33 protein-coding genes are annotated in these 26,311 nt (G+C 68.3%); 19 read left to right on the forward strand and 14 right to left on the reverse strand.

Annotated elements, in window-relative coordinates; genetic code table 11:
- Nucleotides 1–92 precede the first annotated feature (92 nt).
- A complete protein-coding gene (locus AC0KS4_RS15940; protein ID WP_238956358.1) occupies nt 93–374 on the reverse strand; it encodes a hypothetical protein in 282 nt (93 codons plus the stop codon).
- Nucleotides 375–498: 124 nt separating this feature from the next.
- On the opposite strand from AC0KS4_RS15940, the gene AC0KS4_RS15945 reads away from it, so the two are divergent.
- Nucleotides 499–783: a hypothetical protein gene (locus tag AC0KS4_RS15945; RefSeq protein ID WP_196771124.1), complete on the forward strand. Its 285-nt coding sequence runs from the start codon at nt 499–501 to the stop codon at nt 781–783.
- Between the two features lie 7 nt (nt 784–790).
- Here the strand turns inward: AC0KS4_RS15945 and AC0KS4_RS15950 are convergent, their stop codons facing one another.
- The 5 genes from AC0KS4_RS15950 to AC0KS4_RS15970 form a co-directional block, all read right to left on the reverse strand.
- The gene (locus AC0KS4_RS15950; RefSeq protein WP_238956360.1) at nt 791–934 is read right to left on the reverse strand and encodes a hypothetical protein; all 144 of its coding nucleotides are present in this window, start codon (nt 932–934) and stop codon (nt 791–793) included.
- Between the two features lie 249 nt (nt 935–1,183).
- Nucleotides 1,184–2,452 (reverse strand): amidohydrolase family protein, encoded by a 1,269-nt coding sequence (locus AC0KS4_RS15955; protein ID WP_238956361.1) that lies wholly within the window; start codon nt 2,450–2,452, stop codon nt 1,184–1,186.
- A gap of 13 nt (nt 2,453–2,465) precedes the next feature.
- Complete coding sequence (locus AC0KS4_RS15960) at nt 2,466–3,680, reverse strand: amidohydrolase family protein (protein ID WP_238956362.1); 1,215 nt, start codon at nt 3,678–3,680, stop codon at nt 2,466–2,468.
- Nucleotides 3,681–3,683: 3 nt separating this feature from the next.
- Nucleotides 3,684–4,499, reverse strand: a complete 816-nt coding sequence (locus AC0KS4_RS15965; RefSeq protein ID WP_238956363.1) for an acetoacetate decarboxylase family protein — start codon at nt 4,497–4,499, stop codon at nt 3,684–3,686.
- A gap of 21 nt (nt 4,500–4,520) precedes the next feature.
- Nucleotides 4,521–5,435: an SDR family oxidoreductase gene (locus AC0KS4_RS15970; RefSeq protein ID WP_238957328.1), complete on the reverse strand. Its 915-nt coding sequence runs from the start codon at nt 5,433–5,435 to the stop codon at nt 4,521–4,523.
- Nucleotides 5,436–5,500: 65 nt separating this feature from the next.
- Here AC0KS4_RS15970 and AC0KS4_RS15975 point away from each other — a divergent pair, with 65 nt between their 5' ends.
- Complete coding sequence (locus tag AC0KS4_RS15975) at nt 5,501–6,388, forward strand: IclR family transcriptional regulator (protein WP_225329841.1); 888 nt, start codon at nt 5,501–5,503, stop codon at nt 6,386–6,388.
- On the opposite strand, the gene AC0KS4_RS15980 is transcribed toward AC0KS4_RS15975, so the two are convergent.
- A complete protein-coding gene (locus AC0KS4_RS15980; RefSeq protein ID WP_238956364.1) occupies nt 6,385–7,659 on the reverse strand; it encodes an amidohydrolase family protein in 1,275 nt (424 codons plus the stop codon). The two genes, AC0KS4_RS15975 and AC0KS4_RS15980, sit on opposite strands and share 4 nt — an antisense overlap.
- 94 nt (nt 7,660–7,753) lie before the next feature.
- Here AC0KS4_RS15980 and AC0KS4_RS15985 point away from each other — a divergent pair, with 94 nt between their 5' ends.
- The 3 genes from AC0KS4_RS15985 (at nt 7,754) to AC0KS4_RS15995 (ending at nt 8,912) form a co-directional block, all read left to right on the forward strand.
- Entirely contained in the window at nt 7,754–7,972 is a 219-nt protein-coding gene (locus AC0KS4_RS15985) for a hypothetical protein (protein WP_225329843.1), read from the forward strand.
- Nucleotides 7,973–8,058: 86 nt separating this feature from the next.
- Nucleotides 8,059–8,424 (forward strand): DUF4189 domain-containing protein, encoded by a 366-nt coding sequence (locus AC0KS4_RS15990; protein ID WP_238956365.1) that lies wholly within the window; start codon nt 8,059–8,061, stop codon nt 8,422–8,424.
- A 113-nt stretch (nt 8,425–8,537) separates the two neighbouring features.
- Nucleotides 8,538–8,912, forward strand: a complete 375-nt coding sequence (locus AC0KS4_RS15995) for a DUF732 domain-containing protein (RefSeq protein WP_238956366.1) — start codon at nt 8,538–8,540, stop codon at nt 8,910–8,912.
- A gap of 15 nt (nt 8,913–8,927) precedes the next feature.
- Here the strand turns inward: AC0KS4_RS15995 and AC0KS4_RS16000 are convergent, their stop codons facing one another.
- A complete protein-coding gene (locus AC0KS4_RS16000) occupies nt 8,928–9,494 on the reverse strand; it encodes a TetR/AcrR family transcriptional regulator (RefSeq protein WP_238957329.1) in 567 nt (188 codons plus the stop codon).
- Between the two features lie 115 nt (nt 9,495–9,609).
- On the opposite strand from AC0KS4_RS16000, the gene AC0KS4_RS16005 reads away from it, so the two are divergent.
- From AC0KS4_RS16005 to AC0KS4_RS16030, 6 genes are all read left to right on the forward strand, one after another.
- Nucleotides 9,610–10,440 carry a mycofactocin-coupled SDR family oxidoreductase gene (locus tag AC0KS4_RS16005; RefSeq protein ID WP_238956367.1) on the forward strand — a complete coding sequence of 277 codons (831 nt, stop codon included), beginning with the start codon at nt 9,610–9,612 and terminating at the stop codon, nt 10,438–10,440.
- A 5-nt stretch (nt 10,441–10,445) separates the two neighbouring features.
- A complete protein-coding gene (locus AC0KS4_RS16010) occupies nt 10,446–11,267 on the forward strand; it encodes a mycofactocin-coupled SDR family oxidoreductase (RefSeq protein ID WP_238956368.1) in 822 nt (273 codons plus the stop codon).
- Nucleotides 11,268–11,325: 58 nt separating this feature from the next.
- Nucleotides 11,326–12,081: a carboxymuconolactone decarboxylase family protein gene (locus AC0KS4_RS16015; RefSeq protein WP_225329867.1), complete on the forward strand. Its 756-nt coding sequence runs from the start codon at nt 11,326–11,328 to the stop codon at nt 12,079–12,081.
- Between the two features lie 22 nt (nt 12,082–12,103).
- The gene (locus AC0KS4_RS16020) at nt 12,104–13,567 is read left to right on the forward strand and encodes an aldehyde dehydrogenase family protein (RefSeq protein ID WP_238956369.1); all 1,464 of its coding nucleotides are present in this window, start codon (nt 12,104–12,106) and stop codon (nt 13,565–13,567) included.
- A gap of 63 nt (nt 13,568–13,630) precedes the next feature.
- Nucleotides 13,631–13,843 (forward strand): hypothetical protein, encoded by a 213-nt coding sequence (locus AC0KS4_RS16025; RefSeq protein ID WP_225329849.1) that lies wholly within the window; start codon nt 13,631–13,633, stop codon nt 13,841–13,843.
- Between the two features lie 124 nt (nt 13,844–13,967).
- Complete coding sequence (locus AC0KS4_RS16030) at nt 13,968–14,888, forward strand: cation diffusion facilitator family transporter (RefSeq protein WP_225329850.1); 921 nt, start codon at nt 13,968–13,970, stop codon at nt 14,886–14,888.
- A gap of 12 nt (nt 14,889–14,900) precedes the next feature.
- On the opposite strand, the gene AC0KS4_RS16035 is transcribed toward AC0KS4_RS16030, so the two are convergent.
- From AC0KS4_RS16035 to AC0KS4_RS16045, 3 genes are read right to left on the reverse strand one after another with little or no spacing between them, the layout of a single operon-like run.
- Nucleotides 14,901–15,839 (reverse strand): cytochrome c oxidase assembly protein, encoded by a 939-nt coding sequence (locus tag AC0KS4_RS16035; protein WP_238956370.1) that lies wholly within the window; start codon nt 15,837–15,839, stop codon nt 14,901–14,903.
- A gap of 30 nt (nt 15,840–15,869) precedes the next feature.
- The gene (locus AC0KS4_RS16040) at nt 15,870–16,226 is read right to left on the reverse strand and encodes a DUF732 domain-containing protein (protein ID WP_225329852.1); all 357 of its coding nucleotides are present in this window, start codon (nt 16,224–16,226) and stop codon (nt 15,870–15,872) included.
- Nucleotides 16,227–16,274: 48 nt separating this feature from the next.
- Nucleotides 16,275–16,592: a DUF732 domain-containing protein gene (locus tag AC0KS4_RS16045; RefSeq protein WP_225329853.1), complete on the reverse strand. Its 318-nt coding sequence runs from the start codon at nt 16,590–16,592 to the stop codon at nt 16,275–16,277.
- Nucleotides 16,593–16,691: 99 nt separating this feature from the next.
- On the opposite strand from AC0KS4_RS16045, the gene AC0KS4_RS16050 reads away from it, so the two are divergent.
- The 3 genes from AC0KS4_RS16050 (at nt 16,692) to AC0KS4_RS16060 (ending at nt 18,575) form a co-directional block, all read left to right on the forward strand.
- Nucleotides 16,692–17,462, forward strand: a complete 771-nt coding sequence (locus AC0KS4_RS16050; protein ID WP_225329854.1) for a Clp protease N-terminal domain-containing protein — start codon at nt 16,692–16,694, stop codon at nt 17,460–17,462.
- 91 nt (nt 17,463–17,553) lie between these two features.
- Nucleotides 17,554–18,072, forward strand: a complete 519-nt coding sequence (locus tag AC0KS4_RS16055; protein ID WP_225329868.1) for a hypothetical protein — start codon at nt 17,554–17,556, stop codon at nt 18,070–18,072.
- The gene (locus tag AC0KS4_RS16060; protein ID WP_238956371.1) at nt 18,060–18,575 is read left to right on the forward strand and encodes a GNAT family N-acetyltransferase; all 516 of its coding nucleotides are present in this window, start codon (nt 18,060–18,062) and stop codon (nt 18,573–18,575) included. Before AC0KS4_RS16055 ends, AC0KS4_RS16060 begins: the two co-directional genes overlap by 13 nt.
- Here AC0KS4_RS16060 and zapE read toward each other — a convergent pair.
- On the reverse strand, nt 18,553–19,686 hold the full coding sequence (gene zapE, locus AC0KS4_RS16065; protein WP_238956372.1) for an AFG1/ZapE family ATPase: 1,134 nt from the start codon (nt 19,684–19,686) through the stop codon (nt 18,553–18,555). The genes AC0KS4_RS16060 and zapE overlap by 23 nt on opposite strands.
- Here zapE and AC0KS4_RS16070 point away from each other — a divergent pair.
- From AC0KS4_RS16070 to AC0KS4_RS16090, 5 genes are all read left to right on the forward strand, one after another.
- Nucleotides 19,685–20,440, forward strand: a complete 756-nt coding sequence (locus AC0KS4_RS16070; protein ID WP_238956373.1) for a pyrimidine reductase family protein — start codon at nt 19,685–19,687, stop codon at nt 20,438–20,440. The two genes, zapE and AC0KS4_RS16070, sit on opposite strands and share 2 nt — an antisense overlap.
- 14 nt (nt 20,441–20,454) lie before the next feature.
- Complete coding sequence (locus tag AC0KS4_RS16075; RefSeq protein WP_225329858.1) at nt 20,455–22,014, forward strand: alpha/beta hydrolase; 1,560 nt, start codon at nt 20,455–20,457, stop codon at nt 22,012–22,014.
- Nucleotides 22,015–22,042: 28 nt separating this feature from the next.
- Entirely contained in the window at nt 22,043–23,353 is a 1,311-nt protein-coding gene (aftC, locus tag AC0KS4_RS16080; protein WP_238956374.1) for an arabinofuranan 3-O-arabinosyltransferase, read from the forward strand.
- Nucleotides 23,350–23,772, forward strand: a complete 423-nt coding sequence (gene msrB / locus AC0KS4_RS16085) for a peptide-methionine (R)-S-oxide reductase MsrB (RefSeq protein ID WP_238956375.1) — start codon at nt 23,350–23,352, stop codon at nt 23,770–23,772. Before aftC ends, msrB begins: the two co-directional genes overlap by 4 nt.
- Before the next feature lie 125 nt (nt 23,773–23,897).
- Nucleotides 23,898–24,746 (forward strand): endonuclease domain-containing protein, encoded by an 849-nt coding sequence (locus AC0KS4_RS16090; protein ID WP_225329861.1) that lies wholly within the window; start codon nt 23,898–23,900, stop codon nt 24,744–24,746.
- 117 nt (nt 24,747–24,863) lie between these two features.
- Here AC0KS4_RS16090 and AC0KS4_RS16095 read toward each other — a convergent pair whose 3' ends face one another.
- A complete protein-coding gene (locus tag AC0KS4_RS16095) occupies nt 24,864–25,616 on the reverse strand; it encodes a class I SAM-dependent methyltransferase (RefSeq protein WP_225329862.1) in 753 nt (250 codons plus the stop codon).
- Nucleotides 25,613–26,308 carry a hydrogen peroxide-dependent heme synthase gene (gene hemQ, locus AC0KS4_RS16100; protein ID WP_225329863.1) on the reverse strand — a complete coding sequence of 232 codons (696 nt, stop codon included), beginning with the start codon at nt 26,306–26,308 and terminating at the stop codon, nt 25,613–25,615. Before hemQ ends, AC0KS4_RS16095 begins: the two co-directional genes overlap by 4 nt.
- Between the last annotated feature and the right edge of the window lie 3 nt (nt 26,309–26,311).

Consider the following 26,311-nt stretch of genomic DNA (forward strand, 5'->3'; position numbering starts at 1 on the left):
GCGGTAGTTCAAGCCAGTCACGTCTGACCGCGCGATCGACTGTTGTTCCCTTCGAAGAGGACTGGCCTGCTGACGGTTGGGTTTCCCAAAAGTCAGCCGCCGGAATGGCTGGGCATGGGCATCGGGGGCATCGACGGCTTGCCCGGCCCCGGCGGCATTTTCATGTCTTTCATCATCGCGGCGCAGCAATCCATCTGCTGGGCCGCCGGCGGGTCGGCTTTCATCATTGAGGGACAGCAGCCCGGGCGTGAGAAGAGCAGATAGAGAACGGCGACGATGACGACGATGCCGACCGCGGTGCCGGTGATGGCCAGGATTGGGTAGAGCCAGCGAGTCCACGTCGGTCTGGTCGGAGTGCTAGCGGTGTCGGTCATGACGGCCTCCCTTCCATGCGATGGTCCGTATTATCCGCCAAACCGCAAGCCAGCTACGTCGGCAAACGGCCACCCGGCGCCAAGGCCTGGCGTTACGATCTGCGCACGGAGCTACAGATTCGAGGTGGCCATGCATCGCACCCGACGTTTCGTCACCACATTCATCGCGGCCATCGCGCCGATGATCGCCGTCGCCACATTCGCCGCGTCACCACCCGCCGCGGCCGACCCGATTTGCGGGACGGCGGGCACGCCGCCCTGCGCGGGGCCGAGTCCGTTGACGCCTGAACAGCAGTGCGCGTTCATCGCGTGGCGATCGATGATGCCGTGCAACTGGCTCGGGATGCAGGTGCCCGCCGGCACGCCGGGAAGTTGGGATAACCCGCCGGCGCCGCCGCCGGAGCCGTGATCCCCGCTTACCAACCCCAGTCGTCGTCATCCAGGACGTCCACGGTGAGACCGCTGTCGGCGGGAGCCGTGGTCCCGTAGGTAAAGGTGAGCAGGGTGCGGTCATCGCCCAGGGGTTCCGTCGCGACGACGGTGGCGTGCCCGACCTTCATGCGGATCCTGTCCCCGGGCTTCAGTTCGTCAACGCGTTTGAGGGGCACGCTCAACCCATCAGCACCGGTGCAACCGATAATCCCGCAGATACCGTGGTCATCATCGCCATCCTTTCACGGCTGGCAATGACCCCGGCGGCCACGAAAGCTTCACGGAGACAATAACCACGGGCGGCAATCAGACGCGTTGCACCGCAACGGAATACCGCCATCGCGCCGGAGCCGGGCGCCCGGACCTGATGAAGCTATTCAGTTCTCCACAAGATCGGGGATCGGCTCGGCGTCGGTCAGCCAGTGCCGTCCGACGCGGCGGGCCGCATCCCACTTGGGGATGCTCACCGCATCGTCCTGGCCGAGGTCCTCAGGGGTCGGGCCGATGCGCTCGGCCAGCGAGGCCAGCGCCCCCAGATCGAAGTTGTACAGCTCGGCCGCCGCCAGTCCCAGCATCTGGCGGGTCTCCTCGACGGGGATGTCCCAGAAGGAGCGGCGCAGCCATTCGCGGGTGTGCGGCCAGGTCCCCTCCGGATGGGGAAAGTCGTTGCCCCACAGGAGGTTCGATACGCCGATCTCGTAGCGGCGCGCCAACTCCCGGCGCTCGGTGGTAGTGGCCCCGATGAAGCAGTTCCGGTCGAAGTAGGCCGACGGCGGCATCGTCAAGTCGCCCTCCATCAGATGGCTCATCTTCTTGGCCGAGTGCTCACGCAGATACCGCGTGTCCATCAGCCACAGCAGGTCGTTGGCCCAGAACGCCCCGCACTCGGTGACACCCCAGCGCAGCCCGGGGAAGCGCTCGAACACGCCCGACCACAGCGCGAACCACAACGGCCGGGCGCCCCACCAGCGCACCTCGGTCACATAGATGCCCAGGTGGCCCCCGTACTCCTCCTGCGGGGCGGGACCGGAGTGGGTGTGGATCGGCATCTGCAGGTCCTGGCAGGCGGCCCAGACCTTGTCGTAGCGACGATCGTGGTACGGCGGGTAGCCGACCCAGCGCGCCGGGATCAGGATCCCGCCGCGCAGTCCGGACTCCGCCGCGCGGGTGATCTCGGCTACCGCCGCGTCGACGTCCGCCAGTATCGGCACGACGGCCACCCCGGCCCGGCGTTCGGGGCTGTGGCTGCACAATTCGGCCAACCAGCGGTTGTGGGCCCGCGCCCCGGCCATGGCCCGCCCCGGGTCGAGGTCGCCCGACTGGCCCAGCCCGGCGCCGAACGGGGCCCCGGCCACCCCGGTGACGGCGTCGGCGTCGGGGAAGATGACCTCGCCGACCACCCCGTCGCCGTCGAGTTCCTTGTCGCGCAGGCCGACATCCCATCCCCCGGCGATGCCGTCGCCATGCTCGGAGAACCACTCCTGGGCGAACTCCTCGTCGATGAATCCGCCCGCCTGCGCAGCGGCGGTCTTCTCAGCCAGGTAGGCCTCGAAGTCCTCGCGGTACTCGGGGTCGACGTATTCGCGGTACCGCTCGGTCGGGAGTTCGGCGTGGGTGTCCGCGGAGATGATGATGTAGGGGTTCACGGATGGTCCTTCCTTACCAAGCACGGATGGGGTCGGGTTCGAAGACGGTGCTGCGCGCGTCGGCAGGTATGGCGGCCAGCGGCTCGGCGACCTCGGCCACGGTCGGGCCGATCCGGTCGACAAGCGGCGCCAGGGTTTCGAGGTCGAACCCGTACACGCCGGCCGCGTTGCCGCCAACCATGGCGGCCACCTCGTCGGTCGGGACGTCGCTGAAGGTGTGGCGCAACGCTTCCCGCGTGTAGGGGGCGGTCCCCTCGTAGTGGGGGTAGTCGCTTCCCCACATGATTCGGTCGACGCCGATGCCGTGCCGCTCGGCGCACTCGACGGGACGCATGAAGCTGGCGCCGACGTAACACTGGCGGGCCCAGTACTCGCTGGGCCGCAGCCGCAGCGAGCCGGCGGTGGGCCCGGCGAAGCGGGCGATCGCCGAATTCTCCCGCCCGTAGCGGGCCGCGGCCACGTCGAGCGAGTCGAGCGTCGCAGGGATCCACCCGGCGCCCTGCTCGGTGAAGACGACGACGAGGTCCGGGTGGCGGTCCAGCGCGCCACTGAAGATCAAGTGCCACAACGCCCGATGCGCCCACCAGTGCGTCTCGTACACCCACACCGCGAACGAGCTACCCCACCCGTCCGTCGGGCTCGGCCCGGCGCTGCCGCCGTGGTGGTTGACCACCAGGCCCGCCTCCGCGCACGCCGCCCACAGCGGCTCCCAGTGCTCGGCGTAGAGCGCGGGAAGGCCGGTGCCCGGGGCGATCCCGGGCAGCAGCACACCGCCGCGCAGCCCCAGCTTGGCGATCTGCGCGATCTCGGCGATGGCCTCGTCGAGATCCGGAAGCAGGATCTGGCCCACCCCGGCGCGCCGCTCGGGCGACAGGGAGCAGAAGTCGGCCAGCCAGCGATTGTGCGCCCGCAGGCCGGCCCAGCGCAGCTCGAGTTCCCGGGCGGTCTCCGGCGGAGGGGCGGCCAGGCTCGCCTGAGGAAAGAACGGCGGCACGGTGTTGGGGTAAATGACTTCCCCCGCAATGCCTTCGGTATCCAGATCGGCGTTGCGCCGATCGCTGTTCCAGTTGCGTTCGGCCTCGGGCTCGGTGAGATCCCCGAACGGGTTGACGTATGTCTTTGCCCAGCCGTCGAATTCGTCCCGGTACTGCGGGTCGAGGTACTCGCGGTAGGCGAGCAGATCGGCGCCGGCGTGGCAGTCGGCCGAAATGACGGTGTAGCGGTCCATGCGCTACGCCCGCGCCGGCTCGGGCCTGGGGACAGGAGACCCGGCTACGCCGTTAGAGGGATCGTCGTAGCGCTGGTGCACGTAGGGCAGCAGCCACTCCTGCGGCACCCGGGCCGCGATCCGGCCCACCTGGACGGTGCGCCGCCGACACCAGGTGATCGACCTGATCTGGCGAACGACGATGTCGGCCACCGGATCCAGCGGCGACTCCCCCAACTCGACGGTGCCGTCGATGGTCTCCAGCAGCTCGTAGTGCCGGTGGTACTCGCCGTAGACCAGGTGGGGGTCGGTGATGCCGCCGCCGTCGGGGGCGCGCAGGAACTTGAAGTAGAACTCGGTGTTCACCTGGTCGGGCGGCAACTCCGCCGGGCCGGTGATCTGTCCGTTCACCGTGATGAGCTGACAGCCCAGCCGGTCGACGGCGGCGGTGACGCGATCGCCGTCGCGCTCCACCTCGATGTGGGCCAATTTCTTTGGCTCACCGAACGTTTCGCGGCCGCCGGTGACCGACTGCTCGGTGGACTGGGGCATGAAGAGCGGATAGTCACCCTCGACGTCGCCGTGCCGGGCGGTCACCGAAAACACCGCCGACCCGAACGGCGCCATGCCCTCGATCCGGACCCGTTGCAGCTGGATGCGCACCAGCGGTTCGGCCGCCGGCTCCAGCGGCCGGGGCAGCACGGCCGCGACGATCTCCGGATCGGTGAGGTAGGTGACGGTGACCGCCTCGGTGGCGATCGGCGCCTTGGTGGCATCGATCTCGTGGTCGACCTGCGCCTCGGGCGGGCGAGGACCGTAGCGAACGACGTTGGTGCTCAACGGTTTCTCCTTCCGTTTTCTTCAGTCCTTGCCGGCGCTTCGGCCGAGGACGTCGACCAGGTAGTCGGGGGCTCCACGAGCGAGGATCGATGCCGCCTTGCTGCTCACCACCTGATCGGCCGGGGTGGGCGGGCCCATCATCCAGAAGCGGTCCGCGCGAATGCCGTCCACCACCTGGTCGGCGACCGTCTCGAGCGGGGTGAATTCGACGTGGGCGCCGGCGGATTCGAAGCGGGCCACGACCTTGTCCAGCGTCTGCTCGGGCGTGCGACGTTCCTGGGTGGCGGCGTAGCGCTGCGGGCGGTGCCGCCACGATTCCCAGATGCCGGTGTTCAAGAAGCCGCCGGGGAAAAGGACGTGCGCCCGAACCCGCGTCCCGGTCATCTCCAGGTGGGTGTAGAGGCTCTCGGTCAGGCAGAGCACCGCCGCCTTGGTCATCGGGTAGACCGCGGTGGCCGGTCCGCCCATGGCGCCCCGGGCGATCGGCGCGAACCCGCCGTTGCCCGAGCAGGTGTTGACCACGTGCCCTTCGCCCTGCTCGAGCAGGATGGGCACGAAGGCCTTGATGCCGTGGATGACGCCGAGCACGTTGACGTCGATCCCCCAGCGCCAGTCGGCCAGGTCGTGCTCCCACATGTACCCCTCGGAGACCCCGCCGGTGCCCGCGTTGTTGCACACCACGTGCACCGCGCCGAAGCGGGTCAGCGCCTCCTTGGCCAGCGACTCGACCGAGGAATAGTCGGTGACGTCGGTGAGAACCCCGGCCGCCTCGACGCCCTCGTCCGCGAGCGCCCGCGTCGCCTCCTCGAGGGGTTCGGCGAGGACGTCGGCCAGCACCACCTTCATGCCCTCGTGGCCGAATCGGCGGCCCATGGCCCGGCCGATGCCCCCGGCCCCGCCGGTCACGACCGCCACCTTGCCCCGCAGGTCTTCCATTGTGGCCATGGTCACATGGTCGCTTATATCACCGCAAGCAGTCGCAATATGCGACCATTGCGCCCATGGCCCCGCGCCCTTCCCCCCAGACCGAACGGGTCGTGAACCTGTTCGAGCAGCTGGCGGGCGACGGGAGCCGGGGAATGACATTGGCCGAGGTGTCGCGCCACTTGAGCGTGCACAAGGCCAGCTGCCACTCGATGCTGTCGGAGCTGCTCCGGGCCGGCTGGTTGCTGCGCGACCCGGTGCGCAAGACCTATCACCTCGGTCCGGCGCTGGTGCGTCTCGGCCGCGAGGCCGCGGGGCGCTACCCGGCCCTGGTGTTGGCCCGTTCCGCGATGGCCGAGCTGTCGGCCGCGACGGGCGCGCACTGCGTGGCCTTCTCGGTGAGCGAGGACTACTCGACCGTCGTCGATCAGGTCCGAAGCCGTCACGGCGGCGGTCACCCGATGCCCATCGGCACCCAGTTCCCCCACCGCCCGCCGTATGGGGCGTCGACTGTCGCGTGGGCCGGTCCCGAGGTTCGGGAACGCTGGCTGGCCGCCCTGCCCGACGACGTGCGCGACCGCTACCGCGAGGCCATCACCACCGCCCGGGCGCGTGGCTACGCCGTCGGCCTGCACCTCCTACCCGATCTGCGCCTGCAGGAACTGGCGCTGATCGTGCGCAGCGCCGAGGTGCGCTCCACCCGGCTGAGCCGGCTGGCACAGGAATTGACCGACGAGTTGATCCACCAGGAGGAGTGGTTCCCGATCGATCTCGACCCGGACCGCACCTACGAGGTGAGCCACATCGACTCCCCGATCCTGGGACCCGGGTCGCGCATCGCGTTGATGCTCAGCCTGGTCCCCAGCGCCGAGCCGATGAGCGGCGCGGCGGTCACCGGCCTGGGGGCGCAGCTCTCGTCGGCGACCCGCCGGCTGAGCGCCGCGTTGAGCGACGAATCCGCTTAGCGCCGCTGCGGAGCCAGCCGCTTGAGGGCCAGGCCCCCTTCGAAGGGTCGGTAGCCGAAAGCGGCCGGGGCGCGATATCCCGTGTCCTCGAGGGGGGTCTGCACCTCGGCGACGGTGGGCCCGATCTTGCTGGCGACCGGCACCAGGGCATCGAGGTCGAAGCGGTACAGGCGAGCGGCGTTGCCGCCCAGTATCTTTCGGCAAACGTCCTGCGGCCTGTCGTGCAGGGCCCAACGAATGGCCAACGTCGAGTGGGGCGCAAAGCCTTCCTCGTGGGGATAGTCACTGCCCCACATGATGTGATCGGGGCCCATGAAGTCGATCATCGCGCCGTCGTACGGCATCAGCTCGGTGGCCAAATAGCAGTTCCGCTGGACGTATTCGCTCGGCGTCAGGGTGAGCTCGTCGACCGACGATCCGCCGAACATCCCGTACGTGCGGTTGCCGGCGTCCGACTTCATGGTGGGCACCATGGCGTCGAGGACGGCGAGCTGCCCGGGCACCCAGAGCGTGCCCTGTTCGGTCGGCACGAATCGCAGCGTCGGGTGGCGCTCGAACACTCCGGCCAGAATCAGGTGACCGAGCGTCCGCTGGGCCCACAGCGCCATCTCGGTGATCAACACCGCGTTGGAGGCCGGTTGGTCCATCGGCATCTCCGGGCTGCCGGCGCCCGCGTGCTGCACCACCGTGAGGTCGAGTTCCGCGCACAGCGCCCAGAGCGGTTCATAGCGGGTGTGGAAAAGCGGGGCCACCTGCGAATCGCCGGGCGAGACCGGCGGAATGAGCACGCCGCCAAAGCATTCCTGCTCCGCACCCCAGCGGATCTCCTCCAGCGCCAAATCGACATCGTTGGGGAAGATTTGGATCAGCCCGCGGCGCCGGGCGGGCGCCAGCGAACAGAAATCGACCTGCCACCGGTTGTGGGCCTGCACGCCGGCCCAACGCTTCTCGAAGTCCTCGCGCGTGCGAGGCAGGCTGATGGTGATGTTCGGGGTCGTCGGGAAGAACGGCGGAACGGTGTTGGGCAGCAGCACCTCGGCGGCCACGCCGTCGGCGTCCATCTCGGCGATCCGAAGCTCGTGGTCCCAGTTCCGGTTGGCGGTCGCGACGATCAGATCGTCGAACGGGCTGGCGTAGGCCTTGGCCCACGCATCGAACTCCGCGTGCAGACTGGCCGGCAGATACGGTTTGTAGTCGTAAAGATCCGCCCCGGCGTGAGTGTCCGTCGAAATGACGACGTAGCGATCCAGCGTGTCCCAGCTTGTAGCCATCGCACCTCCAAAGGTACGTCGAGTATAGGAGAAACGGGTCGGCTCGCGAAGGGCCAACGAAAGTCCGGGCCGTGACCGGAGCAAGATGTCACCCGTGAGTTGGACGAGGTACGACGGCAGGGCGCTCGCGGACATCAGCCTGCACGGCGAAGCGCTGCACGCTGAGCTGGAAGACTATATCCGCGTTGACAATCCGCATCTGACGGACGTTCGACTCGAGCGGGCCACTGCGAGCGAGCCGTCCGACGCCGAACCTCAGAAGCGCTGGTATGACGTCACCTACCTGGCCGAAGACCCGGAGGGCAACCCGTAGCCGCGCGACGCAGCGGTCCATTTTCCCGCGCGGACGCCGACCTCGGCGCTAAATTCCTGTCCTGAGCGTTGCGAAGGAGCCGGCCGGTGCGGTCAATCATTGCCGTCGTCGTCGCGATCGGTTGCGCGCTCGTCGCGGCGCCGACGGCCGCGGCCGACGATGACTTCGTCGCCCTGGCGGTCTCCGTCGGGAGCGGACGCGCCGCCGGCTGGGGCACCGGGGGCAGTCAGGACCAGGCCAACCAGATCGCATTGGCCCACTGCACCGCCGAGGCCGGCGACGTGTGCGAAGTCGTGGCCGGCACGCGCAACGGCTGCGCATCGGTGGCGTTCGACCGTTCCGGCCGGTTCCAGGGCGGATCCGGCCCGGACACAACGGCATCCAATGCGGACGCCCTGGCCAAGCTGGGCGCGCCCAACGGACGGATCAAAGCCTCCCATTGCTCGTCATGAAAACCGTGGCGACGCCTACGCGCGATCGCGCGGTGGACACCGCGATTTCGGCTATCGTTCACTTAAGTCGTCCTTGACTTGTCGCCGATTGGCCCGCGCGTAGAGGGGAGGCCATGGCTCATCTGAAGGCCGGTGCTGCGAAGTGGGCGGCCGCCTGCGCGATCGTCCTGTCCACGGGCGCGCTGGCCTGCGCGGCACCGGCGGCGGCGGACGATGATGCCGATGATGCGTTCCTCGCCGGCCTCGACAAGGGCGGGATCACGATGTTCGACGACGACGATGCGATCGCAACGGCCCATGCGGTGTGCACCAGCATCGAAACGAACCCGAACGTATCCATGCTGGCGATCAAACTGACGAAGCAAACGCCCATGTCGGCGAAGCAATCCGGCTACTTCATCGGTCTTTCGGTGGCCAGCTACTGCCCGGAACACAGAGACGACGTCGATCCTTCGATGACGTGGTTGATACCACCACCGCTGATGTGAGAGCGGGTCACGCGCTCAGCCCTGCGCCGCGGTCAGCCAGAACACCGCGCGTTCAATGCCGGGCACGATCTCGGTAACGTCGATCTCCCCTTGGGCGAATCGCGTGAGAAACCCGAACACGACGCCGGGCAGGATGAGCTCGAGGTCTTTGGCGAACCCCGGATCCGCTTGGGCCAGAATGGCTTTGGCGACCGGGACGACGGCGTCGACACCGCGCTGGATGAGGCGTTTCCCCCCGGGCCCCGATCGCGCCTGGAAGTAGGAGCGCAGCATCAACGGGTGCTGTTCCCACGGCTCGAAGATGGTCCTCATCACGTGCATCAGGTCCACATAGATCGAATCGCCGGGCAGATCGTCGATCAGCGAAGGCAATCCCGCGTAGCGGTTGGCGTCCATCCAGCCTTCCAGCGCGGCGACGATGAGTTCGTCGCGCGTCGGATACCGCTTGTAGATGGTCGCCAACGAAACGCGGGCCCGTCGCGCCACCTCGCGGAGCTGAACGGCCTCATAACCCTCGGTGTCGAGCATCTCGACCACGATGTCCAGGATCGGATCGACGCGCGGCCCCGACGCGCTGTCCACGGTCTCCACTCGGGGCCCTGTCGCCTTCACAGTAACCATGTTACTGTGCGCACGGGAGTAACGGCGTTACTCCGGCCTGATCTGGGCCGATGACCAAGGAAAGAGGAAACGCGCCGTGGGTTCGTTAGATGGCAAAGTCGCCTTCATCACCGGGGTGGCGCGCGGCCAGGGCCGCAGCCACGCGGTACGGCTCGCCCGCGAGGGCGCCAACATCATCGGGATCGACATCTGCGCCGACATCCCCGCCAACGGATATCCGATGGCCTCCCGCGAGGAACTGGACCAGACCGTCGCCCTCGTCGAAGAGGGCGGCGGAAAGATGCTGGGCACGGTGGCCGATGTGCGCGACTTCGAGCAGGTCAAGACCGCGATGGATAGCGGCGTCGAGCACTTCGGCCGCCTCGACATCGTGTTGGCCAACGCCGGGATCGCGCCATTGGCGTTCCGCGAGTTGAGCATTGAGGAGGAGCTGGCGCAGTGGCGCGCGGTCGTCGGCGTCAACCTCGACGGGGCCTATCACACCGCGTGGGCGGCCGTTCCGCATCTGTTGACCGGTAATCGCGGCGGGGTGATCATCTTCACCAGCTCGACCGCCGGCATCAAGGGCTTCGGCGGACTGCAAGGCGGCGGCCTGGGCTACGCGGCGTCCAAACACGGCATCGTCGGGTTGATGCGCACCATGGCCAATGCGCTTGCGCCGCTGAATATTCGGGTGAACACCGTGCACCCGACCGCCGTCAACACGATGATGGCGACCAACGACGACATGACCGATTTCCTGGAGAAGAATCCCGGCGCCGGCCCCCACCTGCAGAACCCGATGCCCGTCGGCATGCTGGAACCCGAGGACATCAGCGCCGCCATCGCCTACCTGGTCTCCGATGACGCCAAGTACGTGACCGGCGTGACCTTCCCCGTCGACGCCGGCTTCTGCAACAAGGTCTGATACCCATGGCAACGAACAATCCACCGGGCCGCGTCGCGGGCAAACGGGTCCTGATCACCGGGGCGGCGCGCGGCATGGGACGCTCGCACGCGGTGCGGCTGGCCGAAGAGGGCGCCGACTGCATCCTCGTCGACATCTGCTCCACCCCAGAGGGTTTGGAATACCCGCTGGCCACCGAGGACGATCTGAACGAGACCGCGAAACTGGTCGAGAAACACGGCCGACGGGCGCTCACCGCGGTCGTCGACGTGCGTGACGAGGCCGCGTTGAAGGCGGCGGTCGACGCGGCCGTCGACGAACTCGGCGGGCTCGACGGCGCCGTCGCCAACGCCGGCGTGCTGACCGTCGGCACCTGGGACACCACCACCGCCGAGCAGTGGCGGCTGGTCGTCGACGTCAACCTCATCGGCGCCTGGAACACCTGCGCGGCGGCGCTCCCCCACCTCGTCGAACGGGGCGGCGGAAGCCTGGTCAACATCAGCTCCTCGGCCGGCATCAAGGGGACCCCGCTGCACGTGCCCTACACGGCGTCCAAGCACGGCATCGTGGGGATGACGCTCGCACTCGCCAACGAGCTTGCCGCCCAGAACATTCGGGTCAACACCGTGCACCCCACCGGGGTGGCCACCGGGATGGCGCCCCCGACGATGCACACGCTGATCGCCGAGCAGCGGCCCGACCTGGTGCCCATCTTTCTCAACGCGTTGCCCGCGACGCTGATCGAGGCGACCGATGTGAGCAACGCGGTGCTCTACCTCCTCTCCGATGAATCCCGTTATGTCACAGGACTCGAGCTGAAAGTGGACGCCGGTGTCACCATCAGGTAGTGCTTTGACGGACGACGGTGCGCGACACGAGCGAGGGGTGCGCACCTTCGCCGAGGTGATGACGTTCAACCCGCCCGACGGTCAGGGCCCTTTCACGGCAGGGCTGGTCGACTTCGTGTTCGGCGAGGTGTGGTCGCGGCCGGGGCTCAGCCGCCGCGATCGACGGTTCGTGACGCTGGCCTGCGTCGCGGCCGCGGACGCGCAGGCCCCGCTCGAGCAGCACGTCTATGCGGCTTTGAACAGCGGCGACCTCACGATCACCGAAATGCGGGAAACGGTCCTGCATTTCGCCGTCTACGCGGGCTGGCCGAAGGCGTCGCGGTTCAACATCGCCGTGGATCAGCAGTGGGCGAAGATCGCCGAGGCGCGCGGAGAGACGCCTCCCCCGCCGGAGCCGTTGCTGCCGCTGGTCACCGCCAGTGATCCCGAGCAGCGGCTGCAGGGCGGCGAAGAATCGTTCAAGGAGATCAACTGCCTGCCGTTCGCGCCGATGCGCGACAACCCCTACTCGGGCGCGGGCATCCTGAACTTCGTCTTCGGCGAGATGTGGCTGCGACCCGGCTTGGGCATGAAGGAACGCCGCCTCATCACGGTTGCCTGCGTCGCCTTCCAGGACGCCGAAATCCCGATCATGTCGCACGTGTACGCGGCGCTGAAGAGCGGCGACGTCTCGTTCGGGGAGATGGACGAACTGGCGCTGCAATTCGCGGCGTACTACGGCTGCGCCAAGGCGGATTACCTCAACCAGGTGATCGCGCAACAGAAGCAGCGGGTGGCGGCCGAAAACCAGGCCGATCCCGCGCCCGTCGGCTGACACGACAACGGAGGACACTGCCATGACGGCAACCGCGTCGTCGCCGACGCTCTCGGGTGCGTTACTCATTGGCGGAGAACGCATTACCGCGGCATCCGGTGGAACCTACCGCCACGTCTACCCGGGCACCGGCCTGCCCAACGCGTCCATACCCATGGCCGGCCACAGCGAGGTCGACAGAGCCGTCGACAGCGCATGGGACGCGCACCGGGAATGGATGTCCTACCCCGTCGATCGCCGCCGCGATCTGTTGTTCGCGCTGGCCGATGCGGTGCGCGACCACTTCGCCGAGCTGAGCGAGCTCAACGTGCACGACTACGGCGTCCCGATCGCGGTTGCCGGCAACTCCGTACTGACGGAGCGGTTCCTGCGCTACTACGCCGGATACGTCGACAAGTCGCATGGCGCAAGCACTCCCGTCGCCGGTGCGTTCGACGTCAACATCGTCGGACGCGAACCCTACGGCGTCGTCGGCGTCCTCACCCCGTGGAACGGGCCGCTGGTGGTCGTCGGCGCGGCCGTGGCGCCCGCGCTGGCGGCGGGAAACGCCGTCATCCTCAAACCGTCGGAAGTTGCGTCGTTGGCGCCCTTGCGTTTTGGCGAACTCTGCCTCGAGGCGGGCCTGCCGCCGGGATTGGTGAACGTGCTGCCGGCCGGTCCGGACGGCGGCGACGCGCTGGTTCGTCACCCGAGGGTCGGCAAGATCCACTTCACCGGTGGCCAGGCGACCGCGCAGAAAGTACTGCAGGCCGCATCGCACAACCTCACACCCGTGACGGCCGAATTGGGCGGCAAATCGGCGTATCTCGTGTTCGCCGACGCCGACCTCGACATGGCCGCCGTCATCGCGGCCCACCAGGGGCCCATCACCCAGGCCGGCCAAAGTTGCGCCTGCGCCTCCCGGATCCTCGTCGAAGCGTCGGTGTACCCCACGTTCGTGGAGAAACTCGTGGCGACCGTGCAGGCCGCGAAGGTCGGGGATCCGCTGCAGCCCGACGTCATGCTCGGGCCCGTCATCAGCGAGGCGGCCGCCGAGCGCATCCTCGGCGTCATCGACCAAGCGGTCAGTGAGAAGGCCGGTGACCTGATCACCGGCGGTCGCCGCCTGGGCGGTGACCTCGCGTCCGGCTATTTCATCGAGCCGACGATCTTCACCAACGTGGACAACCGCTCGGCGCTGGCGCAGACCGAGACATTCGGGCCGGTGGCGTCGGTGATGCCGTTCCACGACGAGGACGAGGCGGTCAGGATCGCCAACGATTCCCGCTACGGCCTCAACGCCTTCGTGGCCACCTCCAACCTGGAACGCGCACACCGGGTTGCGCGCCGGCTGGAAGCGGGGTCGGTGTGGGTGAACAGGCACAGCGACATCGCGCCCCAAGGCCCCTACGGCGGATACAAGCAAAGCGGGTTCGGCCGCACCGGCGGCGTCGAAGGCCTCTACGACTTTTTGCAGGTGAAGAACATCCGCATCGGCATGGGCTGACGGACGAAGCTGCGAAAGACCGTGTACATCAGGTATTTCCGCTAGAGGCGTACAGTCGCGTTCATGAATTTGGTCGAGTGGCTGCGGACCCCCCGCTACTTGCGGACACGCTTCATGATGGAAACGCGGCCCCTGAACAGCCTCGAGATGGAGATCGTGTTCCTCGAGGTCTCCGCCCGCGACGCGCTGGTGCGCCTGCCCGTGGCGTTCATGCTCCTGCCGAAGACCGTCCGCCCGTGGCGCGATCGCCCGGCCAACCCGGAGCAGGACAACTAGGGCGTTGGCGCCCACGCGATTACGTGGGGCCCGGCCTGATGGCCACGGGCGCCGACCGGAGCCCCCGCCCTTCCTGCGCCGATAATGGCTTGGGAGTTGCCGCCGCATCGGGCATGCTGACGGTATGCATGTGATCAACGGGGTCCGTGACCCGGCGGCAGGCTTTCCCCTCGACACCGTGGCGGACGACGCCGGCGAGCGCCGGCAGGCCAACCGTGCGGTTGCCGTCAGCGCCATCGGGCTGGCGCTGACCGGGCTGGTGGAATTGGTCATCGCGCTGCTGTCCGGTTCGGTGGCACTGCTCGGCGACGCGCTGCACAACCTGTCCGACGTGTCCACCAGCGCCCTGGTGTTCGTGGGCTTCCGCGCCTCGCGCAAGGTGCCCACCGAGCGGTACTCCTATGGCTACGAACGCGCCGAAGACCTCGCCGGCATCGGGGTGGCCCTGGTGATCTGGGGCAGCGCCGTGGTCGCCGGTTTCGAGAGCATCACCAAGTTGCTGCGCCACGGCGGCACCGGTTACGTGGGCTGGGGCATCGCCGCGGCCGCCGTCGGCGTCGTCGGCAATCAGCTGGTGGCCCGCTACAAACTGGTGGTGGGCAAGCGAATTCGGTCGGCGACCATGGTCGCCGACGCCAAGCATTCCTGGCTGGACGCGTTGTCGTCGGCCGGGGCGGTGCTGGGGCTGATCGGGGTGGCACTCGGCTGGGGCTGGGCCGACGCGGTCGCCGGAATCGTCGTCACCGGATTCATCTGCCACGTCGGCTGGGAGGTCACCGCCGACATCGCGCATCGCCTGCTCGACGGCGTCGACCCCGACATCATCACCACCGCCGAGGCCCTCGCCGCCTCGGTACCCGGCGTGACGCACGCGCACGCCCGCGCCCGGTGGACCGGGCGGACCCTGCGCGTGGAGGTGGAAGGGTTCCTGAACGCCGACACGTCGCTGGCCGCATCCGATCAGATCGGTCGCAGCGTCGCCGCCGCCCTGGCGCCACGGATCCCGGAGATGCAGAGCTTCACCTGGACGGCGCGCGCGGCCTGATCCGGCCTGAAGTCACCGGCGGCGGAACCGCTCCCGCAGCTGTGGGTCGTTCTCCCACCACAGCCCCGACGGTGCGGCGCCGTCGCTCACGGCGCCGTCGGCCTCGTCCAACTCGGCATCGACCGCCACCGCGTGCGCCGTCTCGTCGCGGGACAGCGCACGCATCAGCAGCAGCACGAACGGCCAGCCGACCAGATCCCCGACGATCCACAGCACGCCGGCGCCGATCGTCTGGTCCAGGCGCGGATCCGGCCCCCAGGAACGTTGCAGCCCCGCGTAATACGCCGCGCCGATCAGCGGCCCCTGCCAGATGACCAATCCCAGGACGCCGTCACCGAGCGCCTCGGCGACGGTGATCAGCAACGAGATCGACTGCGGGTACCTGCGGGGTACGGGATCTTCCTGCAGCCGGGCATAGAAGTAGCCAAAGCCGAACACTATCAACAGGATTCGCGTTGGCGCGCCGATCCATTCGGTCCGCAGCGCCGCGGTATACCAGGGCGTCAGATACAGCAGCCAGGGCGCGGCGAGCATCGCCACCGATGTGGTCGCCGGATGCGCCACCCAGCGGGCCAACCGGGACGCCAGCAGCCGGTCGATGCGATCACGCCCGGCCGGCCCGACGGCGTCGCGCAGGACGGTGACCGGCTTGGCCTGGGCGAAGAAGAAGGGCGCGACGTAGAGCAGCAGCAGGACCTGCAGCGCGCGCACCCAGAACAGGATGTAGGCGTAGGCGCCGATCGCGCTGATCGCGGCCAGCAGCCACACCAGCGCGCCCACGGCGAAGCACGCGGCGTGCGCGGCACCGAGGGGGTGTTCGGCGTTGCGCGTGCGCCGGTAGCACCAGGCGTATCCGGCCCCGAGCGCCGCGATGACGGCCGCGGAGACGAGGTCGAGATGCCAGGTCTGAACCGCCGCGTCCCATGTCAGCGGTCCAGGATCGACGCGCACGGGCACCAGCCTAGGGCGGCCCCGCCCGGCTCAGTTGCCGCTTGCGCCTTCGGGCTTCGGGCCGCGGTCCTCGCCGGTGATGTACTTCGGGCAGTAGTGGGCGGCCGAGAGGAAGGTGAACTTGGCCGCGCTGGCGCCCTGGAAGGCCGGGTTCTGGTTGCGCAGGTCCGTCACGATCTTCGCGTCCGACTGCCCGTCGTCGAGCAGCTCACACACCGACTTGCCGATGGTGATCGCATTGCCGGCGTCCTGGTAGGTGATGCCGGCGTCGCGCAGGTCCTTGAGGAAATCCTGATCGTTGTCGACGTCCGCGCGGGCCGGGGCGGCCAGGCCGATCACGGCGGCGGCACTGCAAAGCCCAAGAAAAAGCCCGAGGAGAAATCGCATAACGCCTAGATTCTTTCAAACCCGGCGGCAATTGGCATCTCGGCGCCGCTACGGGGTGTTCGTGGTTGAGGTGATCGTGTTGGGGCAGTACGAGTGGGCCGCGATGGCCGCGAACTGGTTGGCCTTGTCCTCGTTCAGCGCGGAGTTCTTGGACAGCAACGTCTTGACCACGTCGGGCATCTGCGTGCCCTGGCCGACCGTGTCGCACACCCATTTGCCCGCCCCGACGGCCTTGTCCGGGTCGGAGAAGGTGATGCCGGCCGCGTGCAGCGATGCGATGAACGCGTCGTCGGTGCCATCGGCGTGCGCCGCTGCGGCCAGACCGATCGTGACGGCGAGGCCGGACAGGGCGAGCAGGAGCTTCATGGCTCACGAATTCTCCCAGAGGCGTCGCCGTCGCGCATCAACTTTCTGGCGTCAACCCTTGGTTGACAGCCGTAGGCGCGTCAACCTACCGTTGACGACATGTCCGAACCGATCCGCATCGCCTATCCGATCCGCCTCGACGAGCTGATCACCGCGATCAAGACCACACACCCCGACGTGCTGGATCAACTGGCCGACGCCGTGCTGGCCGCCGAACACCTGGGCGAGGTCGCCGACCACCTGATCGGCCACTTCGTGGACCAGGCCCGCCGCTCGGGAGCGTCCTGGACCGACATCGGCAAGAGCATGGGCGTCACCAAACAGGCCGCCCAGAAGCGATTCGTGCCGCGGGCCGAGCCCGCCACCCTGGTTCCCGAGCAGGGCTTCTCGCGTTTCACCCCGCGGGCGCGCGGCGCGGTCGTGGCGGCCCAGAACGCCGCGCACGAAGCGGGCCACGGCGAGATCACCCCCGACCATCTGCTGATCGGGGTGCTCGCCGACGCGGCCGCCCTGGCAACGGTGCTGCTGCGCCTGCAGGACGTCGACACCGAGGCGCTACGCGACGCCGCGGCCGCGTCGATCGCCGCGCTGCGCGTGGAAGACCAACCGCCCGAACTCATCCCGTTCAGCGGGCCGGCGCGCAAGGCGCTCGAATTGACCGTGCGCGAGGCGCTTCGGCTCGGCCACAACTACGTCGGCACCGAGCACCAGCTGCTGGCGCTGCTCGAGCTGGAGGCCGGCTCTTCCTCGCAGGGACCGCTGCACCGATGCGGCGTCGACAAGGACCGGGTCGAGGCGGATCTGATCGCGGCGCTGGAATCGCTCGCCGGCGGGAAAACCGTTGCCCCGGACGCCGACGGCGACGGCTGACGGGCGGGGGCCGACCCCTCCCTTCGGCGCTGCCGCGTGTGCGATCATGCGAGGGTCCCCAACGGTGCCAAGGAGGCAAGACATGGCGAAGATGCGCCGCTGGCTGGTATCGGTGTCCGCCTTGTTGGTTGCCGCGGCGAGCGTCACCGCCGTCGTGTCGGTCCCCCGCGCGTGGGCCGGTGACGCGCCGATCGGCCACATCGGGGACACGCTGCGCGTGGACACCGGCACGTTCGTCGCGGACGTGACGGTGAGCGGCGTCGCGCCCTGCGACCCACCGCCCGGATTCGGCTACACGCGCGAAGGCACCTACAAGGGCTTCCCCGGCAGCACCGCCGAGCGCGCCGACGTGACCATTCGCGCGATCCGAGTGCCCAATCCGTACGTCATGGCGACCATCTTCAGTTTCAACGGGGTGACCCCCAACGCCGACGCCTACAAGCCGCGCGCCTCGGATGCGCCCGACGCGCTGGACAACGTAATCGTCAACGCGCCGAACGGAGCGATCGTGCGCGGCGGCGTGTATTGGGACGCCTACCGCGACCCCGTCTCCACCGTCGTCCTGCTGGACAAGAAGACGGGCTATCACCTCGCCCAGTGGAATCTTTGATCCGAACCGTCCAGGTCTCCGCGGCGGGCTCTGCCGACGCCGTAGAGCTGGCGAGCGTTGCGGCACAAACCTTTCCGCTGGCATGCCCGCCCGGGGCGGCCCAGGAGAATATCGCGGCGTTCGTGGACGCGAACCTGTCGGCCGAGCGCTTCGCGGACTACCTCGCCGATCCGCACCGCGCGGTCCTCGCCGCGGCGCGCGACGGCCGAATCATCGGCTACGCCATGCTGATTCGCGACTCCGGCGCCGACGCCGCCGAGTTGTCCAAGATTTACGTGCTGCCCGAATATCACGGCGGCGGGGTGTCGACGGCGCTGATGGAGCGCGCGCTGGCCACCGCCGGCGAGTGGGGCGCGCGCCGCGTGTGGCTGGGGGTCAATCGGGCAAACCAACGCGCGCAACGCTTTTACGCCAAGAGCGGCTTCCGGATCAGCGGCACCAGGACCTTTCAACTCGGCGCCGACCTCGAGCACGACTATGTCATGGTTCGCGAGCTGGGTTAGCCGCCGCAGTCAACGCCAAAAGCCGGGAAGTGGCCCGTAGGTACTTCTTTCGGTATCCACCGGCCAGCATCTCCTCGCTGAAGATGGTGTCCAGCTTGGTGCCCGAAGCCACCACGGGAATGCCGGCGTCATAGAGCCGGTCGGTCAGCGACACCAGCCGCAGCGCGACGTTCTGGTCGTCGATCCCGTGCACGCCGGTCAGAAACACCGCGCGCACGCCCTCGATCAACGTCAGGTACCGCGACGGGTGCATGGTGGCCAGGTGAGCGCACAGCGCGTCGAAGTCGTCGAGCGTCGCCCCGTCGACCTGCACCGCGCGCGCCGCCACCTGTTCGTCGGACAGCGGCTGTGGGGCCGGCGGCAGGCCGCGGTGCCGGTAGTCGGGCCCCTCGATCCGCACGGTGGTAAAAATGCTTGCCAGCGTGTTGATCTCGCGCAGGAAATCCTGCGCCGCGAAACGGCCCTCGCCCAGCTGCTCGGGCAAGGTGTTTGAGGTGGCGGCCACCGACACCCCGCGCTCGACCAGCGACGAGAGCAGGCGCGCGATCAGCGTGGTGTTGCCCGGGTCGTCGAGCTCGAACTCGTCGATGCACACCGCCGTGTAGGTGGCCAGCAGGTCGACGCATTCGACGAAGCCGAACACCCCGGCGAGCTGGGTGAGCTCGCCGAAGGTCGCGAACGCCTTGGGGGGCGGGCCATCCAGCGTCCCGCCCTTTGACCCGCCCGGCCCGTCACCGGGCAGTTCGTAGTAGGCCGACGCCAGCAGGTGCGTCTTGCCCACGCCGAACCCGCCGTCGAGGTACAGCCCGACGCCGGGCAGAACCTGCCGTCGTCCCAACAGTTTTCGCCGGCCCGCGCGGCGCTGCGTGGCCTGCCGGCAGAAGTCCTGACACGCCAGGACCGCGGCGGCCTGCGTCGGCTCGGCCGGATCGGGCTGGTACGTCGCAAAGCTCACGTCGGCGAACGTCGGGGGCGGCCTCAATTGGGCGATCAGGCGCTCCGGCGAGACGGTCGGATGCCGGTCCACCAGGCGCGCGACGCCGGGCGAAGCGCCCGCGGAGGTGGACCCGTGCATGCAGGAACTGTAGCGGCGTGCTGCAATCAGACACATGCCCGAGACGCCGCTGTCGCTGCTGGGCTCGATGCGCGAACTCGACGACGGCGAACTCCCCCGGCTTTACGGCTATCCCGAGCGCACCGCGACCTGGGTGCGGGCGAACTTCATCACCAGCGTCGACGGCGGAGCCACGTCCGGCGGCAGCAGCGGGGCCATGGGCGGGCCGGGCGACCGGTTCGTCTTCAACCTGCTGCGTGAGCTCGCCGACGTCATCGTGGTGGGCGCGGGCACCGTGCGGATCGAGGGTTATTCCGGGGCGCAGCTGAGCGCCGCCCAGCGTCAGCGCCGGCAGGGCCGTGGGCAAAGCGAAGTCCCGCCCCTGGCGATCGTGACCAAATCCGGCCTCCTCAACCGGGACATGGCCGTGTTCACCCGCACCGAGGTGCCGCCCCTGGTGCTCACCTGCACCGCGGCGGCCGCCCAGGCGCGGCGGCTGCTCAGCGGCCTGTGCGAGGTCCTCGACTGCTCCGGCGGCGACCCCGAGAAGGTCGACGAGGCCACTCTGCTGGCGACCCTCGGTGCGCGCGGGCTGCGCCGCATTCTCACCGAGGGCGGGCCGATGCTGCTGGGCACGCTGATCGAGCGCGACATGCTCGACGAGCTGTGCCTGACGATCGCGCCCTACCTCGTGGGCGGTCAGGCGCGACGCATCGCGGCCGGCCCGGGCCAGCTGCTCACCGGGATGCGTTGTGCCCACGTCCTGACCGACGACGCCGGCTACCTTTACACCCGCTACGTCAAGGCCTAGCTACTGTGGTCGGCATGAGTCGGCCGTACACGTGCGCCACGATCCTGGTTGCGGTGACCGCGCTGCTGGCCGGCTGCGTCCCGGGCCTGGCCGCCAACCCGCGCTTCGCCACCAATTCCGGTGCGCGGCCGCAGGGAGCGGCCACGTCGAAGCCGGCGCCCACCGGCCCGCCCCCGATCGCCGCACCCAAAAACGACCTGGCGTGGCACGACTGCACCTCGCGGGTGTTCGCGGACGCGGCCGTTCCCGCCGCGGCGGGTGTGCAGCTGGACTGCGCGAACTACGACTCCGACCTGGACCCGGTCAACGGCGGGGGCGGCAGCCTGAGCATCGGCGTGGTGCGCGCCCGCTCCGACAAGACGCCCCACGATGCCGGGCCGCTGGTTCTGACCACCGGCTCGGATCTGCCGTCGTCGGCGCAATTGCCGATCTGGCTGTCCCGGGCCGGCGCCGACGTGCTGGCCGCCCACCCGATCGTCGCCGTCGACCGTCGCGGCATCGGCATGTCGAGCCCCATCGACTGCCGGGACAAGTTCGACCGCCAGGAGATGCGGGACCAGTCGCAGTTCCAGACCGGCGACGACCCGGTGGCCAACCTGTCCGAGGTCGCCAACACCGCGACCACCAACTGCACCGACGCGATCGCGCCGGGCGCCTCCGCGTACGACGACGCGCACGCAGCCTCCGACATCGAGCGGTTGCGCAGCACGTGGGACGTGCCTGCCCTGGCGCTGATCGGCGTCGGCAACGGCGCACAGGTGGCGCTGGCCTACGCCGGATCGCGGCCGGACAAGGTCGCCCGCCTGATCCTCGACTCGCCGGTTGCGTTGGGCACCAACGCCGAAGCCGCCGCCGAGCAACAGGTCAAGGGGCAGCAGGCCGCGCTCGACGCCTTCGCCGCCCAGTGCATCGCCGTGAACTGCGCGCTGGGTCCGGACCCCAAGGGCGCGGTCAGCGCTCTGCTGGCCGACGCCCGCGCCGGCAAGGGCCCCGGCGGTGCGTCGGTGGCGCAGGTCGCCAACGCCATCACCGTCGCGCTGGGCTTTCCCTCCGGCGGGCGCGTCAACGCCACCACCAACCTGGCCAACGCGCTGGCGGCCGCGCGCTCCGGCGACACCAACGGGCTGAACAACCTGATCAACCACGCCAACACCGTGCAGGACTCCGACGGTCAGTTCGTCAACGTCTGCAGTGACGCCGTCAACCGCCCGACCCCGGACCGGGTGCGCGAACTGTTCGTCGCCTGGGGCAAGCTCTATCCCCAATTCGGCACCGTCGCCGCGCTCAACATGGTCAAGTGCGTGCATTGGCCCACCGGTTCCCCGCCGCCCTCACCGAAGAGCCTGAAGGTCGACGTGCTGCTGCTCGGCGTGCAGAACGACCCGATCGTGGGAACCGACGGGGTCGCGGCGACCGCGGCCAGCATCATCAACGCCAACTCGGCCAGCAAGCGGGTGATGTGGCAGGGCATCGGGCACGGCGCCAGCATCTATTCCGGCTGCGCGGTTCCCCCGCTGATGGGCTACCTCAGCAGCGGCAAATTGCCCAACACCGACACCTACTGCCCGGCCTGATGCTGCCTTCAGCGGCGCCGGCGCGCCGGTGTACGGTGCGCTGGTGACGGCAGCTGAATCGACCCGAACCGGCTCGCGTGAGCGGCTCCTGGCCGCCTTTCGTCCCCGCACCGGCGCGCCGAGCGTGGCGAGCATATTGCGGTCCGCGCTGTGGCCGATCGCGATCTTCTCGGTGTTGCACCGCAGCATCGTCATCACCACCAACGGCAACATCACCGACGACTTCAAACCCGTCTACCGGGCGGTGCTGAACTTCCGGCGCGGCTGGGACATCTACAACGAGCACTTCGACTACGTCGATCCGCACTACCTGTACCCGCCCGGCGGCACGCTGTTGATGGCACCGTTCGGATACCTGCCCGAGTATCCGTCGCGCTACCTGTTCATCCTGATCAACACCCTGGCGATCCTGGCCGCCTGGTACCTGCTGCTGCGGATGTTCAACTACACGCTGTCCTCGGTCGCCGCGCCCGCGTTGCTGCTGGCCATGTTCTGCACCGAGACGGTGACCAACACGCTGGTGTTCACCAACATCAACGGCTGCGTCCTGCTCGCCGAGATGCTGTTTTTGCGCTGGCTGCTCGACGGGCGGGTCAGCCGGCAGTGGTGGGCCGGCGTGGCGATCGGCCTGACGCTGACGCTCAAACCGGTGCTCTTGCCGTTGCTGTTGCTGCCCGTGCTGAACCGCCAGTGGCGGACGCTGGTGCCCGCCTTGGTGATTCCCGTCGTCGTCAACGCGGCCGCGTGGCCGTTGGTCAGTGATCCGATGGACTTCGTCACCCGCACGGTGCCCTACTTCCTGGGCACCCGCGACTATTTCAACAGCTCGATCGAGGGCAACGGCGTGTACTTCGGCCTGCCCACCTGGCTGATCGTGTTCCTGCGAATCCTGTTCACGCTGCTCGCGATTGGGGCCCTGTGGCTGCTGTATCGCCACTACCGCACCCGGGACCCGCGGTTCTGGTTGACCAACTCGGCGGGTGTGCTGCTGCTGTGGTCGTTCCTGGTGTCGTCGCTGGCCCAGGGCTACTACTCGATGATGCTGTTCCCGTTCCTGATGACGGTCGTGCTGCCCAACTCGCTGATCCGCAACTGGCCTGCGTGGCTGGGGATCTACGGCTTCATGACCCTTGACCGCTGGCTGCTGTTCAACTGGATGCGGTGGGGCCGGGCGCTGGAGTACCTCAAGATCACCTACGGCTGGTCGCTGCTGTTGATCGTCACGTTCACCGTGCTGTACTTCCGGTATCTGGACGCCAAGGCGGAGAACCGGCTCGACGACGGGATCGATCCGGCGTGGCTGATGACCGAGCGGCAGCGCGCTACCGTGGATGCATGACCTCCCCCGACGTATCGCGTCCGAAGCTGCAGCTGACCGACGACGAGTGGCGCCAGAAGCTCACCCCGGAAGAGTTCCACGTGCTGCGTCAAGCCGGCACCGAGCGACCCTTCACCGGTGAATACACCGACACCAAGACCGAGGGCGTGTACCAGTGCCGCGCCTGCGGGGCCGAATTGTTCCGCAGCACAGAGAAATTCGAGTCGCATTGCGGCTGGCCGTCGTTCTTCGACCCGGCGAAATCCGATGCGGTGATCCTGCGGCCCGACCATTCCCTGGGGACGACGCGCACCGAGGTGCTGTGCGTGAACTGCCACAGCCACCTGGGCCACGTGTTCGCCGGTGAGGGCTACCCGACGCCGACGGATCAGCGGTACTGCATCAACTCGGTCTGCCTGCGGCTGGTGCCGGCCGAGTAGCTCGTCGCGGTTCCCTCCTCGCCAGGTGCCGCGACACTTAAACGGTTGCGAAGACGCGCCGCACAGCCTCGCAGCCCTTTAAGTTTCGTCGGATCCCACCGACGCGTCGTTACGTCTTTGAGGTTGTGGACGACGTATTCGTGGGCAGCGAGGCAGTGCGACTCGGCCTCGTGAGCGCCTACCAGCTGCGAACGGACTTCCGCGCGATCTATCCGGACATCTATCTGTCGAACGCGGTGACACCGTCGCTGAGGACGCGTTCGACTGGGACGTTTCTATGGTCGCGGCGGCGCGGCGTGCTGGCCGGACTCGCCGCGGCAGCGCTGCACGGGTCGCGGTGGATCGACGACGATGAGCCCATCGAGTTGATCTGGCGCAACCCGCATCCGCCGTGCGGTGTGATCACCCGAAATCAGCGCATCCAGCCCGACGAAGTCACCCGGGTCAGCGGTTTGCCGGTGACCACTCTTGCCAGGACCGCGTTCGACCTTGCCCGGCTGCGTCCCATCGGCGAGGCGGTGGCGCGGATCGACGCGTTGATGCGTGCCACGCCGTTCTCGCTCGAGGAGGTGCTGCTGCTGGCCAAGCGATACCGCGGTGCGCGCGGCTTGCGTCGGCTGAGGTTAGCCTTGCCGCTGGTCGACCCGGGCGCGGCGTCGCCCAAGGAGACGTGGTTGCGCCTACTTCTGATCGACGCCGGCCTGCCCGTCCCGACCACGCAGATACCGGTGCAGGACAACTGGCGACTGATCGCGTTGCTCGACATGGGCTGGGAGGAGTACAAGGTGGCCGCCGAGTACGACGGCGATCACCATCGCACCAACCGCAAGCAGTACGCACGTGATCAGAGTCGGCTACGAAAGCTAGAAGAATTGGGGTGGACCGTCATCCGGGTGATCGCCGACGACAAGCCGGGCGACGTTGTGGGCCGCGTGCGCCGTGCACTCATCCGCCGCGGATACCGCGACACTTAACCAGTTGCGACGACACGCCGAAAAGTATCGCAGCGGTTTAAGTTTCGCGGTATGGGCGGGGGCGTGGCGCGGGGCGGGGGCTTCGCGGTACGGGCGGGGGCGTGGCGCCCGAGGCACTCAATCGACCCGCGTGGCGTGCACTTCCCAGAACGGCGCGTACACCCGGCTGCCGTCGAGCCAGGGCTCCATGGCGCGGAACCGTTCCAGCAGCTTCTCCGCCTCCTGCGCCATGTCGGGATTGCGCGCGGCCATCAGTTCGATGGACTCGACGCTGATGTTGACCTGGTAGGTGGTCGGGCCAAGGTAGGTGATCTCCCAGCCGGCGTCCGGCAGCACATCGCGAAAGTCGTTCTCCGACAAAGACCGCAGCATCTTGAAGCCGTTGACGTTGTGTTCGCCGAACTCGAACATGTACAGCCGTGCGCCCGGCCTGGTCGCGCGCCGCAGTGCCTCCACGTAGGACCGTCGCAGCTCGGGCTCGGTGCTGAAGGTGTGGTAGAACGCGCAGTCGACCACCGTGTCGAAGTGGCCATCGAACCCGTCCAGCTTGGTGGCGTCGGCCAACTCGAAATTCACTGATACGCCGGCCTTTTCGGCGTTCTCCCGGGCGCGCTCGATGGCGCCGGCCGAGCCGTCGATGCCGGTCGCCGAATAGCCCTTCGAGGCGTAGTAGATGGCGTGGTGGCCGGGACCGGTGCCCGGGTCGAGCACCTCACCTTTGATCGCGCCCACCGCCACGAGCTGCTGGACCACCGGTTGGGGGCCGCCGATGTCCCACGGAGTGGCGGTGGGCAGGCCGTGCGACGTCCGGTCGTCGCGGTACATCTGCTCGAAACGGGCGGGGTCGGTCGGATCGAACGGCGCTGTCATGGCAGGGCTTTCACCAACTGCTCGACGGGCACCCGAGGGCCGGTGAAAAACGGCGTCTCCTCGCGGGTGTGCCGGCGGGCGTCGGTGGCGCGCAGCTCACGCATCAAGTCGACGATGCGGTGCAGTTCGGGAGCCTCGAAGGCCAGGATCCACTCGTAGTCGCCGAGCGCGAACGCCGGGACCGTGTTGGCGCGGACGTCCTTGTATTCGCGGGCGGCCATGCCGTGCTCGGCGAGCATGCGGCGGCGTTCCTCGTCGGGCAGCAGATACCACTCATAGGACCGCACAAAGGGATACACGCAGATGTAGTTGCCGGGCTCCTCGCCGGCCAGGAACGCCGGGATGTGGCTCTTGTTGAACTCGGCCGGCCGGTGCAGGGCGACGCTGCTCCACACGGGCGAGCTGGCCCGTCCCAGCGCGGTGGTGCGGCGGAAATCGGCGTACGTGGCCTGCAGCGCCTCGACGCGTTCGGCGTGCGTCCAGATCATGAAGTCCGCGTCGGCCCGCATGCCCGCCACGTCGTAGAGGCCGCGCACCACGACCCCGCGCTCCTCCTGTTGCTTGAGGAACGTCGACGCCTCGTCAATCACGTCGTCGCGCTGCTCACCCAGTTCACCCGGCTCGACGGAGAAGACCGAGAACATCAGGTAGCGAATTTGGGAGTTGAGGGAGTCGTAGTCGAGCTTGGCCATGAA

The sequence above is a fragment of the Mycobacterium sp. NTMscope_MAC_12 genome, from assembly GCF_976985675.1.

Coding starts and splice junctions, on each gene's coding strand:
- AC0KS4_RS15940 (WP_238956358.1), bottom strand. CDS start 374: ATGACCGACACCGCTAGCACTCCGACCAGACCGACGTGGACTCGCTGG.
- AC0KS4_RS15950 (WP_238956360.1), bottom strand. CDS start 934: ATGAAGGTCGGGCACGCCACCGTCGTCGCGACGGAACCCCTGGGCGAT.
- AC0KS4_RS15960 (WP_238956362.1), bottom strand. CDS start 3,680: ATGGACCGCTACACCGTCATTTCGGCCGACTGCCACGCCGGCGCCGAT.
- AC0KS4_RS15970 (WP_238957328.1), bottom strand. CDS start 5,435: ATGGAAGACCTGCGGGGCAAGGTGGCGGTCGTGACCGGCGGGGCCGGG.
- AC0KS4_RS15975 (WP_225329841.1), top strand. CDS start 5,501: ATGGCCCCGCGCCCTTCCCCCCAGACCGAACGGGTCGTGAACCTGTTC.
- AC0KS4_RS15980 (WP_238956364.1), bottom strand. CDS start 7,659: ATGGCTACAAGCTGGGACACGCTGGATCGCTACGTCGTCATTTCGACG.
- AC0KS4_RS15995 (WP_238956366.1), top strand. CDS start 8,538: ATGGCTCATCTGAAGGCCGGTGCTGCGAAGTGGGCGGCCGCCTGCGCG.
- AC0KS4_RS16010 (WP_238956368.1), top strand. CDS start 10,446: ATGGCAACGAACAATCCACCGGGCCGCGTCGCGGGCAAACGGGTCCTG.
- AC0KS4_RS16015 (WP_225329867.1), top strand. CDS start 11,326: ATGACGTTCAACCCGCCCGACGGTCAGGGCCCTTTCACGGCAGGGCTG.
- AC0KS4_RS16020 (WP_238956369.1), top strand. CDS start 12,104: ATGACGGCAACCGCGTCGTCGCCGACGCTCTCGGGTGCGTTACTCATT.
- AC0KS4_RS16025 (WP_225329849.1), top strand. CDS start 13,631: ATGAATTTGGTCGAGTGGCTGCGGACCCCCCGCTACTTGCGGACACGC.
- AC0KS4_RS16030 (WP_225329850.1), top strand. CDS start 13,968: ATGCATGTGATCAACGGGGTCCGTGACCCGGCGGCAGGCTTTCCCCTC.
- AC0KS4_RS16040 (WP_225329852.1), bottom strand. CDS start 16,226: ATGCGATTTCTCCTCGGGCTTTTTCTTGGGCTTTGCAGTGCCGCCGCC.
- AC0KS4_RS16045 (WP_225329853.1), bottom strand. CDS start 16,592: ATGAAGCTCCTGCTCGCCCTGTCCGGCCTCGCCGTCACGATCGGTCTG.
- AC0KS4_RS16050 (WP_225329854.1), top strand. CDS start 16,692: ATGTCCGAACCGATCCGCATCGCCTATCCGATCCGCCTCGACGAGCTG.
- AC0KS4_RS16055 (WP_225329868.1), top strand. CDS start 17,554: ATGCGCCGCTGGCTGGTATCGGTGTCCGCCTTGTTGGTTGCCGCGGCG.
- AC0KS4_RS16070 (WP_238956373.1), top strand. CDS start 19,685: ATGCCCGAGACGCCGCTGTCGCTGCTGGGCTCGATGCGCGAACTCGAC.
- zapE (WP_238956372.1), bottom strand. CDS start 19,686: ATGTGTCTGATTGCAGCACGCCGCTACAGTTCCTGCATGCACGGGTCC.
- AC0KS4_RS16075 (WP_225329858.1), top strand. CDS start 20,455: ATGAGTCGGCCGTACACGTGCGCCACGATCCTGGTTGCGGTGACCGCG.
- msrB (WP_238956375.1), top strand. CDS start 23,350: ATGACCTCCCCCGACGTATCGCGTCCGAAGCTGCAGCTGACCGACGAC.
- AC0KS4_RS16095 (WP_225329862.1), bottom strand. CDS start 25,616: ATGACAGCGCCGTTCGATCCGACCGACCCCGCCCGTTTCGAGCAGATG.
- hemQ (WP_225329863.1), bottom strand. CDS start 26,308: ATGGCCAAGCTCGACTACGACTCCCTCAACTCCCAAATTCGCTACCTG.